Annotated in this window: 10 protein-coding genes; 7 read left to right on the forward strand and 3 right to left on the reverse strand. The window is 66.0% G+C overall.

The window, feature by feature from the left end:
- The first annotated feature begins 12 nt into the window (after positions 1-12).
- The 3 genes from queA (at position 13) to M2319_RS17900 (ending at position 4,571) form a co-directional block, all read left to right on the forward strand.
- Entirely contained in the window at positions 13-1,101 is a 1,089-nt protein-coding gene (gene queA / locus M2319_RS17890; RefSeq protein WP_264602829.1) for a tRNA preQ1(34) S-adenosylmethionine ribosyltransferase-isomerase QueA, read from the forward strand.
- Positions 1,098-2,243, forward strand: coding sequence for a tRNA guanosine(34) transglycosylase Tgt (gene tgt, locus M2319_RS17895; RefSeq protein WP_264602830.1), 1,146 nt, complete (start codon positions 1,098-1,100; stop codon positions 2,241-2,243). The genes queA and tgt overlap by 4 nt, the downstream gene beginning before the upstream one ends.
- 234 nt (positions 2,244-2,477) lie before the next feature.
- Positions 2,478-4,571 (forward strand): 3-hydroxyacyl-CoA dehydrogenase NAD-binding domain-containing protein, encoded by a 2,094-nt coding sequence (locus M2319_RS17900; RefSeq protein WP_264602831.1) that lies wholly within the window; start codon positions 2,478-2,480, stop codon positions 4,569-4,571.
- Positions 4,572-4,723: 152 nt separating this feature from the next.
- Here M2319_RS17900 and M2319_RS17905 read toward each other — a convergent pair whose 3' ends face one another.
- The 3 genes from M2319_RS17905 to galU form a co-directional block, all read right to left on the reverse strand.
- On the reverse strand, positions 4,724-6,031 hold the full coding sequence (locus tag M2319_RS17905; RefSeq protein WP_264602832.1) for a nucleotide sugar dehydrogenase: 1,308 nt from the start codon (positions 6,029-6,031) through the stop codon (positions 4,724-4,726).
- Complete coding sequence (locus M2319_RS17910; protein WP_264602833.1) at positions 6,024-7,037, reverse strand: NAD-dependent epimerase; 1,014 nt, start codon at positions 7,035-7,037, stop codon at positions 6,024-6,026. The genes M2319_RS17905 and M2319_RS17910 overlap by 8 nt, the downstream gene beginning before the upstream one ends.
- Before the next feature lie 158 nt (positions 7,038-7,195).
- Positions 7,196-8,086: a UTP--glucose-1-phosphate uridylyltransferase GalU gene (galU, locus tag M2319_RS17915; RefSeq protein WP_264602834.1), complete on the reverse strand. Its 891-nt coding sequence runs from the start codon at positions 8,084-8,086 to the stop codon at positions 7,196-7,198.
- A gap of 270 nt (positions 8,087-8,356) precedes the next feature.
- Between galU and galE the strand changes: the two genes are divergently transcribed.
- The 4 genes from galE to cysN all read left to right on the forward strand — a co-directional run bounded on the left by galE (position 8,357) and on the right by cysN (position 13,261).
- Positions 8,357-9,346: a UDP-glucose 4-epimerase GalE gene (galE, locus tag M2319_RS17920; protein ID WP_264602835.1), complete on the forward strand. Its 990-nt coding sequence runs from the start codon at positions 8,357-8,359 to the stop codon at positions 9,344-9,346.
- A 102-nt stretch (positions 9,347-9,448) separates the two neighbouring features.
- Positions 9,449-10,267, forward strand: a complete 819-nt coding sequence (gene cysQ / locus M2319_RS17925; protein ID WP_264602836.1) for a 3'(2'),5'-bisphosphate nucleotidase CysQ — start codon at positions 9,449-9,451, stop codon at positions 10,265-10,267.
- A gap of 157 nt (positions 10,268-10,424) precedes the next feature.
- Positions 10,425-11,333: a sulfate adenylyltransferase subunit CysD gene (gene cysD, locus M2319_RS17930; RefSeq protein WP_264602837.1), complete on the forward strand. Its 909-nt coding sequence runs from the start codon at positions 10,425-10,427 to the stop codon at positions 11,331-11,333.
- A complete protein-coding gene (gene cysN / locus M2319_RS17935; RefSeq protein ID WP_264602838.1) occupies positions 11,333-13,261 on the forward strand; it encodes a sulfate adenylyltransferase subunit CysN in 1,929 nt (642 codons plus the stop codon). The genes cysD and cysN overlap by 1 nt, the downstream gene beginning before the upstream one ends.
- The last annotated feature ends 142 nt before the right edge of the window (positions 13,262-13,403 follow it).

The following is a 13,403-nucleotide window of genomic DNA, read 5'->3' on the forward strand; positions in this document are numbered from 1 at the left end:
GGTGAGCGATCGATGCGGGTCGAGGATTTCGATTTCGAACTGCCGGAAGAGCGGATCGCGCTGCGCCCGGCGCGGCCGCGCGATGCCGCACGCATGCTGGTGGTGCGGCCCGGCGCCAGCCCGGAGCTTGCCGACGCGATCGTGCGCGACTTGGCCGAACTCTTGCGGCCGGGAGATGCGCTCGTCTCCAACGACACGCGGGTCATTCCCGCCCAGCTTGAGGGCAAGCGCATCGGCCGCGGCGACAGCGCCCCGAAGATCGCCGTCACGCTCCACAAGCGCGCCGGCCTTGACGCCTGGTACGGCTTTGCCCGCCCGGCCAAGAAGCTGCAAGCCGGCGACCGCGTCGCCTTCGCTGCCGAATGCACCTTCTGCTATGGCGGCGCGCTGATGGCGAGCGTCGTCGAAAAAGGCGATGGCGGCGAGGTCCTGTTCCGCTTCGACCGCTCCGGCGAGATGCTCGACATCGAGCTTTCCCGCGTCGGCGCCATGCCGCTACCGCCCTATATCGCGTCGAAGCGCAAGATCGACGGGCGCGACGCCCGCGACTACCAGACCCTGTTCGCCAGCCGCGACGGCGCCGTCGCCGCCCCGACCGCCGGCCTCCACTTCACCGACGAGTTGATCGCAGCATTGGACGAGCGGGGCATCTCCCGGCACACCGTGACGCTCCACGTCGGCGCCGGCACCTTCCTGCCGGTCAAGGTCGACAGGCTGGAAGATCACCGCATGCACGCCGAATGGGGCGAGATCGGCAAGGAGACCGCCGACGCGCTCAACGACGTGCGGGCGAGGGGCGGGCGCATCGTCTCGGTCGGCACAACGTCGCTGCGGCTGCTGGAAAGCGCCGCCGATGAGGACGGCACCATAAATCCGTTCTGCGACGACACCTCGATCTTCATTTCCCCCGGCTATCGGTTCAAGGCCGTCGACGTGCTGATGACCAATTTCCACCTGCCGCGCTCGACCCTTTTCATGCTGGTCAGCGCCTTCTGCGGTCTAGACGTCATGCGCCGCGCCTACGCCCACGCCATCGCGGAAAACTACCGCTTCTATTCCTATGGCGATGCCTCGCTGCTGTTCCGGGAAGGCGCCGCATGAGCCGCTACACTTATCGTTTGATGGCGACCGACGGCATGGCCCGGCGCGGCGAACTCACCACCGCCCATGGCGTCGTCAGAACCCCCGCCTTCATGCCGGTCGGCACGCAAGGCACCGTCAAGGCGATGTACACCGACCAGGTGCGCGAGACGGGCGCCGACGTCGTCCTTGGCAACACCTATCACCTGATGCTGCGCCCCGGCGCCGAGCGGGTGGCCCGGCTCGGCGGCCTCCACCACTTCATGAACTGGCCGCACACGATCCTCACCGATTCCGGCGGCTTCCAGGTGATGTCGCTGGCCCAGCTTCGAAAGCTCGACGACATCGGCGTCCGCTTCCGCTCGCACCTCGACGGGGCCGAGCACGTGCTGACGCCGGAGCGCTCCATCGAGATCCAGGGGCTGCTGGGCGCCGACATCCAGATGCAGCTCGACGAGTGCATCCGCCTGCCGGCGAGCGAGGACGAGGTCGCCCGCGCCATGCGCCTGTCGCTGCACTGGGCCGAGCGCTCGAAGGTCGCGTTCGAGGCGATGGGCGGGCCGGACAAGGGGCAGGGGCTGCACGGCATCGTCCAGGGCGGCGACGTGAAGAGTTTGCGCGTGGAATCCGCGCGTGCGCTTTCGGCGATGGATTTCGGCGGCTATTCCATCGGCGGCCTTGCCGTCGGCGAGCCCCAGGACGTCATGCTCGACATGCTGGAAACGACGCTGCCGGAACTGCCCGAGGACAAGCCGCGCTACCTGATGGGCGTCGGCACGCCCGAGGACATTCTGGAATCGGTCGCCCGCGGTATCGACATGTTCGACTGCGTGCTGCCGACCCGGGCCGGGCGCCACGGGCTTGCCTACACCCGCTTCGGCAAGATCAACCTGAAGAACGCCCGCCATGCGGACGACCCGCGACCTCTCGACGCAGACAGCGACTGCCCGGCGGCCCGTGACTATTCCCGCGCGTATCTGCATCACCTGGTGAAGGCCGGCGAGGCGCTTTCCATGATGCTTTTGACGTGGAACAATCTTGCCTATTATCAGTCGCTGATGGCCGGCATGCGCGAGGCGATCTCCACGGGAACGTTCGCCGATTTTCGCGAAGAGACGCTTCAGGGTTGGGCAAAGGGCGATATTGCACCGCACTCCGCGTAACCGGCGTTCGTTTCCCGGCAGGCCCGAGACGAGTGAACTTTCAATATATTGGCGGTACCGGTATTGCGTTCCCGACGCATGCAAACGTCCGCCGGCGGCGCCGGATACCGGTCCGCCAGAGGTGCGCGCAACGGCAATTGCGATCCTTCCTCTGGCCACGTCCCACAATCTCCGCTATAGGCACTAAAAAACATGACCGAATGGTCAAGGAATGGAGACTCGCGGAGGGTTCTGGTGTCCGAAATACTCGCAAGGGTTGAGCATCGCGACGACATTGCTTTGATCGTCGTCGATAATCCGCCGGTCAATGCCCTGTCCCAGGCGGTGCGCGAGGGCCTCAACCGGGCGGTCGTGGAGATTGCCGCTGACGAGAGCGTCAAGGGGGCCGTTCTGGTTTGTGCCGGGCGGACCTTCATTGCCGGTGCCGACATCAAGGAATTCGGCAAGGGGCCGCTGGAGCCGTCGCTGCCGGACACCATCGCGACGATGGAAACGCTGCAAAAGCCGATCGTCGCCGCGCTGCACGGAACGGCGCTCGGCGGCGGGCTGGAGGTGGCGCTCGGCTGCCACTACCGGGTCATCGACCGGGGCGGCCAGGTCGGCCTGCCGGAAGTCACCCTCGGCATCATCCCCGGCGCCGGCGGCACCCAGCGCCTGCCGCGCCTCACCGGCATCGAACAGGCGATCGAGCTCATCACCTCCGGCAAGCGCATCGGGGCGGAGAAGGCACTCGCCTTCGGCATCGCCGACAAGGTCGTCGACGGCGACCTGACGGCGGCGGCCATCGCCTTCCTGAAGGAAAAGCTCAGCGCCGGCGAAGCGGTGGTGCCGGTCTCGGCGCGCCCGGTCGGCAAGGTCGACCAAACCCGCATCGGCGAACAGATCGCCAAGGTGACGAAGAAGGCGCGCGGCCAGCTCTCTCCGGTGAAGGCCGCGGAATCTGTCGCCAACACGGCAACGCTTTCCTTTGCCGACGGCATGGCGCGCGAGCGCGCAATCTTTGAAGAGCTCGTCGCCTCGGACCAGTCGAAGGCGCTGCGCTATGCCTTTTTCGCCGAACGCGCGGTCTCCAAGGTGCCGGGTCTGGAAGACGCCGAAGCCAAGGAGGTCCGGACCGTCGGCATCGTCGGCGCCGGCACGATGGGCTCCGGCATTGCGGTTGCCTTCGCGGATGCCGGGATGCGCGTCATCATGTCGGAGATGTCGGGGGAGGCGGCCGATGCCGGCCGCGACCGCATCGACAGGATCTACGCCGACCAGGTCCAGCGCGGCCGCCTGACCGAGGACATGACGGCCGAGCGACAGATGCGGATCACCATCGCGGTCGGGCTAGAAGCGCTCGCCGGGGCCGATCTGGTCGTGGAGGCCGTGTTCGAAGACCTCGACGTCAAGAAGGACCTCTTTGCCAGGCTCGACGGCATTCTGGCGCCCGGCGCGGTGCTCGCCACCAACACCTCCTATCTCGACATCGACGCCATCGCGGCCGCAACCTCGCGGCCCGATTCCGTCTGCGGCATGCATTTCTTTTCGCCGGCAAACGTCATGAAGCTGCTGGAGGTGGTGCGCGCGGCAAAGACCGACGATAGGACGGTCAAGACGGCGCTGGACCTCGCCCGACGGATCGGCAAGGTCGCGGTCCTCTCCGGCGTCTGCGACGGTTTCATCGGCAACCGGATCTGGGCCGCGTGGCGAAAGCAGGCAGAGTTCCTTGTCGAGGACGGCGCCTACCCGGAGGACATCGATGCGGCGGTGACCGCCTTCGGCTTTCCGATGGGTCCGTTCGCCGTCTACGATCTTTCCGGCCTCGACATTGCCTGGGCCCAGCGCAAGCGCCATGCCGCGACGCGTGACCCGGCCGCGCGCTACGTGGAGATCCCGGACCGCATCTGCGAGCTCGGCCGCTTCGGGCGCAAGACCGGCGCCGGCTGGTACGACTATTCGGGCGGCGGCGCGCCGGCGCCGGACCCGTCGATCCGCCAGATGATCGAGGCGCACCGGGACGAGAAAGGCATCGTCCCGCAGCATTTTACGGCCGAGGACATCCAGCGGCGCATGCGCGCCACCATGGTCAACGAAGGCGCCAACATCCTCGCGGAAAAGATCGCCCACCGGCCGCTCGACGTCGATATGGTCATGCTCTTCGGCTACGGCTATCCGCGCTGGCGCGGCGGGCCGATGTTCGAGGCCGACCTCGTCGGATTGCCGCAGATCCTGGAAGACGTCCGCGAAATGTGCGCCGCCGGCGGCCACGGTTTTGCGCCGTCGCCGCTGCTTGTGGAGCTCGCCGAGTCGGGAAAGAGCTTTGCGGACTGGGCGGAGGATAAATAGTCCGCACTTCGGACCATTCACTCTCCGTCATCGCGAGGAGCCGTAGGCGACGCGGCGATCCAGAACTACTCGCTCGGAGCAAGCGGCCCCTGGATTGCCGCGCTCACTTCGCTCGCTCGCAATGAAAGTAAGTCGTTGGATTCAGATGCAATCTAGAGCCGCCAAAGCGTAACGCCCTCGGGCGTCGTCGCCCGGTCCAGCCGGCCGGACAGGTCGGCGACGAGGCCGCGACCGTCCTTCAGGAGCGGCGCGACGACGTCCCATCCGCCGCCGGAAACGAACGCCCGATGGCCGACCGCCAGCACGACGGCATCGGCCGGCGCCATGTCGTGAAGTTCCTGAAGGTTCAAGCCGTATTCGGCCTGCATGTCCCCCGGATCGGCATTGGGATCGGCGACCGCGACCTCGGCGCCGAACTCGGTGAGCTTTGCGACGAGATCGACAACCTTCGAATTTCGGATATCGCGAATATCGGGCTTGAAGGTCGCGCCGAGGATGATGATCCGCGGCGGCCGTTCGCAGCCGAGGCGCACGCATTCGCGCACGACGGACGTCGCCACGAACTCCGCCATGCCTTCGTTTGTGCCGCGCCCGGCAAGCACGACCTGCGGCTGGTGGCCCACCTCCAGCGCCTTGTGGGTGAGGTAATAGGGATCGATGCCGATGCAGTGGCCGCCGACGAGGCCGGGCTTGAACGGAAGGAAATTCCATTTGGTGCCGGCGGCGGCGAGCACGTCGCCCGTGTCGATGTCGAGCCGGTGGAACAGCACGGCGAGCTCGTTCATGAGCGCGATGTTGAGGTCGCGCTGGGTATTCTCGATGACCTTGGCGGCCTCCGCGACGCGGATCGAAGGCGCCCGGTGGATCGGCGCGGTGATCACCGAGCCGTAGAGCGCGGCGAGGCGGTCGAGGGCGTCGGGCGAGCTGGCGGCGACCACCTTGGAGATCGTCTCGAAGGTGTGTTCCGCATCGCCCGGATTGATCCGCTCCGGCGAATAGCCGACGGCGAAATCGCGGCCGAAGGAAAGCCCGGAGACGGCTTCCAGGATCGGCACGGCGACCTCTTCGGTCGCGCCCGGATAGACGGTGGACTCGTAGACGACGATGGCACCCGGCAGCAGCGCCCCGGCAACGGTCTCCGTCGCGCCCTTCAGCGCCGCAAGGTCCGGCTGGCGGGCAGCGTCGATCGGCGTCGGCACGGCGACGATGTGGATGTCGGCGCGGGAGAGGGCGGCCGGATCGTCGGTGAAATTGAGGCCCGAGGCGGCGAGCCGCGCATCCTCGATGGTCGCGGTGCGGTCATGGCCTGTTGCGAGTTCACCGATGCGATCCTTCTTTATGTCGAAGGCGACGACGTCGTGCCCGCCCTCGGCAAGCGCCACCGCTACCGGCAGGCCCACATAGCCGAGGCCCACGACAGAGACCGTCTCGCGCACGGACGGCCGGGAAGGGTCAGACATTGTAGTAGTCCCGGTACCAGGCGACGAAGGCGGCAACGCCCTCGGTCACCGGCGTCCTCGGCGCAAAGCCGGTGGCGGCCGCAAGGTCGGAGGTGTCGGCATAGGTGGCGGCGACGTCGCCCGGCTGCATCGGCAGGAAGTTCTTCTTGGCCGTGGTGCCGAGCGCCGCTTCCAGCGCCTCGATATAGTCCATCAGTTCCACGGGCCTGGAATTGCCGATGTTGAAGACCCGGTGCGGCGCGCGCCCGCTCGTTGCCGGATCGGGGGCGTCGCCGTTCCAGTCGGGATCGGGTTTCGGCACCACGTCGGCGACCCGGACGATGCCCTCCACAATGTCGTCGACGAAGGTGAAGTCGCGCTGCATCTTGCCGTGGTTGTAGATGTCGATCGGCTCGCCCGCGAGCATCGCCTTGGCGAACTTGAAGAGCGCCATGTCCGGCCGGCCCCAGGGCCCGTAGACGGTGAAGAAGCGCAGCCCCGTTGCGGGGATGGCGAAGAGGTCGCCATAGGCGTGGGCCATCAGCTCGTTGGCGCGCTTGGTGGCGGCATAGAGCGAGATCGGATGGTCGGCAACGTGGTGCTCGGAAAACGGCATCGCCGTGTTGAGGCCGTAGACGGAGGAGCTGGACGCATAGACGAGGTGATCGACGGCGTGGTGCCGGCAGGCCTCCAGCACCGACAGGAAGCCGGTGAGGTTGGATGTCACATAGTCGAACGGCGCGTCAAGGCTGTGGCGGACGCCCGCCTGGGCGGCAAGGTTGATGACGATCTGGGGTCGATGGGTCTCGAAAAGGCCCATCAGCGCCGTGCGGTCTTCGAGTGCGGTGCGCGAGAAGGTGAAATTCGGCTGGTCGGCGAGGCGGGCCAGCCGCGCTTCCTTCAGCGCCGGGTCGTAATAGGCATCGACCCGGTCGACGCCGACGACCTCGTGGCCGTCCCCGAGGAGCCGCAGCGCGACGTGGTTGCCGATGAAGCCGGCAACGCCGGTGACGAGATAGCGGGTCATGGGGCCGGTCCTGACCTGAAACGGAGCCGCCGCGAAAAAGGGTCGAAACGAGAGCGGCGCAGCGCCTTCTTAGGACGCCGCGCCGCCGATCACAACAAAGCTTCGGTCCCGAAGGGCAATGAGGACGGTCGTTTCAATGCCCGTTCGGATGTGCCTTCTCAGCCCGTGCGCTCCAGGATCGCTTCCAGCTCGGGGCGGAACTCCGGCGCGATGTCGCCGCGGGCGAGCGCATAGGCGACGTTTGCGGCCAGGAACCCGACCTTGGAGCCGCAGTCGAAGGTGCGCCCCTCGAACTTCACGCCGGTAAAGGGCTGGGTCTTCATCAGCGCCAGCATGGAGTCGGTGAGCTGGATCTCGCCGCCGGCGCCGGTGTCCTGGCCCTCGATGAACTGGAAGATCTCCGGCTGCAGGATGTAGCGGCCGGTGATGATGAGGTTGGAGGGTGCCGTGCCCGGCTTCGGCTTTTCCACCATGCCGGTGACCGGGAAGACGCTGTCCGTGCCGCCTTCGCCGACTTCCACAACGCCATACTGGAAGGTCTGGTCCTCCGGCACCTCTTCGACCGCGATGATGTTGTCGCCACCGGTCGCATTGAAGGCGTCAATCATCTGGGCAAGGCAGCCCTTCTTGGCCTGCACCAGCACGTCCGGCAGCAGCACGGCAAACGGCTCGTCGCCGATCATGTCCTTGGCGCACCAGATGGCGTGGCCGAGGCCGAGCGGCTCCTGCTGGCGGGTGAAACTGGTGCGTCCGGCGCGCGGGCGGCAGGCCTCGACGATCTCCAGCGCCTCCGTCTTGCCACGCTCGCGCAGCGTGTGCTCCAGCTCGAAAGAGATGTCGAAATGGTCGGCGATGACGCTCTTGTTGCGGCCAGTGACGAAGATCAGGTGCTCGATGCCGGCATCGAGCGCCTCGTCGACGACGTACTGGATGATCGGTCGGTCGACGACCGTCAGCATTTCCTTGGGCATGGCCTTGGTCGCGGGCAGGAATCGCGTTCCGAGACCGGCGACCGGAAACACCGCTTTGCGCAGCTTGTTGGTTGACATGTTCTTTACCGTGGTTGGTGAGTGTTCGGATTATCTTCGAGGAAGGAGCTGTGTGCCCCGCTATTGCGCACGAACTATGACACTTTCTTAGACAATTTGCCGGAAGATGCTCCACGAGTTCGGGAACTTGCCACAGCCGACCGCGGTCAAAACGCGGCAGTCGGCCGGAGGTTCCCGCATACCCGGGTCGGATACTGCCGATTGTCCATTGCAAGAGGCAGCACATCGACCGCGGAAAGGCAACAGGGTGTTTTTCGGGAGGTTCGGGCAATGACGGTTCTGGTCACGGGCGGCGCCGGCTATATCGGCAGCCACATGGTTCTGGCGCTCGTCGACGCGGGCGAGGACGTGGTCGTCCTCGACAATCTGTCCACCGGCTTTCGCGAGGCGATCGCCCCGGAGGCGGTGTTCTACCGCGGCGACGTCGCCGACGAGGCGCTGGTGATGCGCATCGTCGCCCGGCACGATGTCTCGGCCATCATCCACTTCGCCGGCTCGATCGTGGTGCCGGAGTCCGTCGCCGATCCGCTCGGCTACTATCTCAACAACACGGTGAAGTCGCGCAGCCTGATGGCGAGCGCCGTCACCGCGGGCGTCAGGAACTTCCTGTTTTCGTCGACCGCGGCCGTCTACGGCGATCCGGCGGAGGTTCCGGTGAGCGAACAGGCCCCGTTCGCGCCGATGTCGCCCTACGGCACCTCCAAGATGATGACGGAGCTGATGCTCGCCGACGTCGCCGCCGCCCACGACTTCACCTACACGGCGCTGCGCTATTTCAACGTCGCCGGCGCCGATCCGGAAGGCCGCACCGGCCAGTCGACGGCCCGCGCCACCCATCTCATCAAGGTCGCCTGCGAGACCGCGCTCGGCAAGCGCAGCCACCTCGACGTCTACGGCACGGATTACCCGACGCCGGACGGCACCTGCGTGCGCGACTACATCCATGTCTCCGACCTCGCCAAGGCCCATCTCCTTGCCCTCAATGCCATGCGCGACGGCAACGGCAGCGCCGTTTTCAACTGCGGCTACGGCAAGGGATTTTCGGTTCTGGACGTGGTCGACGCGGTCAAGCGCGTCTCCGGTCAGGACTTCCCGGTGAGGCTGGCGCCGCGCCGTCCGGGGGACTCGCCGCAAATCGTCGCATGCGCCGATCGCATCCGCGAAACCCTCGGCTGGACCCCGGATTACGACGATCTCGACACCATCGTCGAACACGCGTTCCGGTGGGAGCGGCACCTCGGACTCGCCAAGGCGAGCTGAAACGCTTTTCCCGAAATCGGCGCATTGGCAAAAAGCGGCTGACTTGCGCCCTCTTTCAGCATGCGCTACACGCCCCGTGACCATAGACATAGGGGCCTTCTTTTGACTGAGGACGCGCTGATCGAGGCGCTCGCCGGCATCGCTTTGGATGCTGGCGCGCTGATCATGGACATCTACCGCACGGACTTCGACGCCAGGGTCAAATCCGACAACTCACCGGTGACCGAGGCCGACGAAAAGGCCGAAGCGCTGATCCTGGAGCGGCTGGCAAGCCTTACGCCGGACATTCCGGTCGTCGCCGAGGAGTCCGTTGCCGCCGGCCGGATCCCGGAACTCAAGGACCGTTTCTTCCTCGTCGACCCGCTCGACGGCACCAAGGAGTTCCTGAACCGCAACGGCGACTTCACCGTCAACATCGCCCTTGTGGAGAACGGGGTGCCGGTTCTCGGCGTCGTCTACGCCCCGGCGCGCAATGTGATCTTCACCGGCGGGCGCGCCTCCGGAGCCCGTGTCGGCAAGGTCGGGGGCGACGGCTCCGTCGCCTATGCCCCGACCGCCGTGCGCGCGGCGCCTGAAGAGGGCATCGTCGCGGTTGCCAGCCGCTCGCACATGACCGACGAGACCAAGCAGTTCGTCGATCGCTTCACGGTCACCGACCTCGTATCGGCCGGTTCGTCGCTGAAATTCTGCCGGGTGGCGAGCGGCGAGGCCGACCTTTATCCCCGGCTCGGCCGCACCATGGAGTGGGACACCGCCGCGGGCGATGCGGTGCTGAGGGCCGCCGGCGGCAAGGTGACGACGGTCGACGGCATGCTTCTCACCTACGGCAAGCGCAACCAGGCCGACGACAGCGATTTCGCCAATCCGTGGTTCGTCGCGGCGGGCGGCTTCGATCCCTTTGCGAAAGGGGAAGGCGCCTGACGATCTGCGGCCGCACGAACCGGCGCCATTGCGCCGGGCGCAACGATGCGGCGGAAAGATGTCCGAAACGGCGGTCTTGCCGAACAAAGACCACAAAGTGCTTCGACAGAAGGCGCCGCAACGAGGCGTCTCGTCACTGAGGAAGGAATTTTTAGCGGTGTCCGTATCACGCACCTCCCACCTGAAGCGGCTGGAAGCGGAGAGCATCCACATCATCCGCGAAGTCGCGGCCGAGTTCCGCAATCCGGTCATGCTCTATTCGATCGGCAAGGACTCCTCGGTGATGCTGCATCTGGCGATGAAGGCGTTCTATCCGTCGAGGCCGCCGTTCCCCCTGATGCACGTGGACACGACCTGGAAGTTCCGCGAGATGATCAAGTTTCGCGACGACACCGTGAAGCGGCTCGGCCTCGACCTGATCGTCCACACCAACCAGGAAGGCAAGGCCCAGAACATCAACCCGTTCGACCACGGCTCGGCCTACTACACCCATGTGATGAAGACCGAGGCGCTGAAGGAGGCGCTGACGCTGCACGGCTTCGATGCGGCCTTCGGCGGCGCCCGGCGCGACGAGGAAAAGTCGCGGGCCAAGGAGCGCGTGTTCTCGTTCCGCAACGCCAATCACGTCTGGGACCCGAAGAACCAGCGCCCGGAACTCTGGAACCTCTACAACGCGCGTATCGCCAAGGGCGAATCCATCCGGGTGTTTCCGCTCTCCAACTGGACCGAGCTCGACATCTGGCAGTACATCATGTCGGAAGAGATCCCGATCGTGCCGCTCTACTATGCCGCCCAGCGCCCGGTCGTGGAGCGCGATGGCATGCTGATCATGGTCGACGACGACCGCATGGAGCTGCGCCCGGACGAAAAGCCCGAGATGAAGCTGGTGCGGTTCCGCACCCTCGGCTGCTATCCGCTGACCGGCGCCATCGAGTCGCCGGCCGACGACCTTGCCGGCATCGTCCGGGAAATGCTGATCGCCCGCACCTCGGAGCGCCAGGGCCGGCTGATCGACCACGACGATTCCGCGTCGATGGAAAAGAAAAAGCGTGAAGGGTACTTTTGATGATGGACACGCCGAACACGTCGTCCGACGACGAAGCGCTGGAACTCACCGGCGAGGCGTTCGAGGAGTATCTCCAGCGCCAGGAGAACAAGTCGCTGCTCAGGATCCTGACCTGCGGCAGCGTCGATGACGGCAAGTCGACCCTGATCGGCCGACTGCTCTACGACACCAAGCTGATCTTCGAGGACCAGCTCGCCGCCCTGGAGCGCGACAGCAAGCGCCACGGCACCGTCGGCGAGGACATCGATTTCGCGCTCCTGGTCGACGGCCTTGAGGCCGAACGCGAGCAGGGCATCACCATCGACGTCGCCTACCGGTTCTTCACGACGGACCGGCGCAAGTTCATCGTCGCCGACACGCCCGGCCACGAGCAGTACACCCGTAACATGGCGACGGGCGCCTCGAACTCCGACGTCGCGGTGCTCCTCGTCGATGCCCGCAATGGCATCGCCACCCAGACCCGCCGACACGCCTTCATCGTCTCGCTGCTCGGCATCCGCCACGTGGTGCTCGCCGTCAACAAGATCGACCTCGTCAATTTCGACGAGGAGGTGTTCAAGCGGATCTGCAAGGATTTCCGGGCCTTCGCCGACTCCTTCGATTTCGACAGCATCGCCGAGATCCCGATTTCCGCGCGCTTCGGCGACAACGTGCTGACCCGCAGCGAGCGGACGCCCTGGTACACGGGCTCCGCGTTGCTCGACCATCTGGAGTCCATCGAGGTCGAGAACGATCTCGCCTCCGCGCCGTTCCGCATGTTCGTCCAGTGGGTCAACCGGCCGAACCTCGACTTCCGCGGCTTTTCCGGCACCATTGCCTCCGGCCGCATCCGTCCCGGGGACGAGGTCGTCGCCGCGCTCTCCGGCCGCAAGTCGCGGGTCAAGCGCGTCGTCACCATGGACGGCGACCTGATCGAGGCCGGCCCCGGCGATGCGGTCACCATCGAGCTTGAGGACGAGATCGACATCTCCCGCGGCGAGATGCTGGCCGGTGCCGACGCGCGGCCGGACGTTTCCGACCAGTTCGCCGCCCACCTGATCTGGATGTCGGACGCGCCGCTCTATCCCGGCCGGCCCTATCTGATCAAGCAGGGGACCCGCACCGTCACGGCGACGGTGACGGAGATCAAGCACAAGATCGACGTCAACAATTTCGATCACCTGGCGGCCAAGACGCTCGACCTCAACGAGATCGCCTTCGCCAACCTGTCGCTCTCCGAGCCGATCTCCTTCGACCCCTATGAGGTCAACCGGGACACCGGCTCCTTCGTGCTGATCGACCGACTGACCAATGCGACGGTCGCCGCCGGCCTCGTCTGGTTTGGCCTTCGCCGTGCGACCAACATCCACTGGCAGGCCCTTGACCTCGACAAGAGCGCGCGCGGCATCCAGAAGGGCCAGAAGCCGGCCATCCTCTGGTTCACCGGCCTTTCCGGCTCCGGCAAGTCGACGATCGCCAACATGGTGGAGAAGCGGCTGCACGCCATGGGCCGGCACACCTATGTGCTCGACGGCGACAATGTCCGCCACGGCCTCAACCGCGACCTCGGCTTCACCGACGCCGACCGGGTGGAGAACATCCGCCGCGTCGCCGAGGTGGCCAAGCTGTTCGTCGATGCCGGCGAGATCGTGCTCGTCTCCTTCATCTCGCCGTTCCGCTCGGAGCGCCGGATGGCGCGCGACATCGTCGAGGAGGACGAGTTCATCGAGGTCTTCGTCGACACGCCGATCGAGATCTGCCGCCAGCGCGACCCCAAGGGCCTCTACAAGAAGGCGGACGAGGGCAAGATCAAGAACTTCACCGGCATCGACTCGCCTTACGAGCCGCCGGAGACGGCCGAACTGCGCCTCGACACCACCAAGGCCGATCCGGCCGAACTGGCCGAGGTCATCATCGCCGAACTGAAGGCGCGCGGCGTGCTGCTGTAGCATCCGGCGCCACGCACAGAACCGGTCAATAGGCGGCGCGGAGAGATCCGCGCCGCTTTTTTGTTCGTGATCCGAAACGCAGCAAAGCGCCGGAAGGTGACAGGCGTCACAACGGCCGGCCCTGGGGCCCGGTATCCCTGAA

This window comes from Rhodobium gokarnense, assembly GCF_025961475.1.
Classification (GTDB): Bacteria; Pseudomonadota; Alphaproteobacteria; order Rhizobiales; family Rhodobiaceae; genus Rhodobium; species Rhodobium gokarnense.

Bases quoted from the DNA above. Each gene is read 5' to 3' on its own strand.
- M2319_RS17910 (WP_264602833.1), bottom strand. From the start codon at position 7,037: ATGACCCGCTATCTCGTCACCGGCGTTGCCGGCTTCATCGGCAACCAC.
- cysN (WP_264602838.1), top strand. From the start codon at position 11,333: ATGATGGACACGCCGAACACGTCGTCCGACGACGAAGCGCTGGAACTC.
- queA (WP_264602829.1), top strand. From the start codon at position 13: ATGCGGGTCGAGGATTTCGATTTCGAACTGCCGGAAGAGCGGATCGCG.
- galU (WP_264602834.1), bottom strand. From the start codon at position 8,086: ATGTCAACCAACAAGCTGCGCAAAGCGGTGTTTCCGGTCGCCGGTCTC.
- M2319_RS17905 (WP_264602832.1), bottom strand. From the start codon at position 6,031: ATGTCTGACCCTTCCCGGCCGTCCGTGCGCGAGACGGTCTCTGTCGTG.
- tgt (WP_264602830.1), top strand. From the start codon at position 1,098: ATGAGCCGCTACACTTATCGTTTGATGGCGACCGACGGCATGGCCCGG.
- galE (WP_264602835.1), top strand. From the start codon at position 8,357: ATGACGGTTCTGGTCACGGGCGGCGCCGGCTATATCGGCAGCCACATG.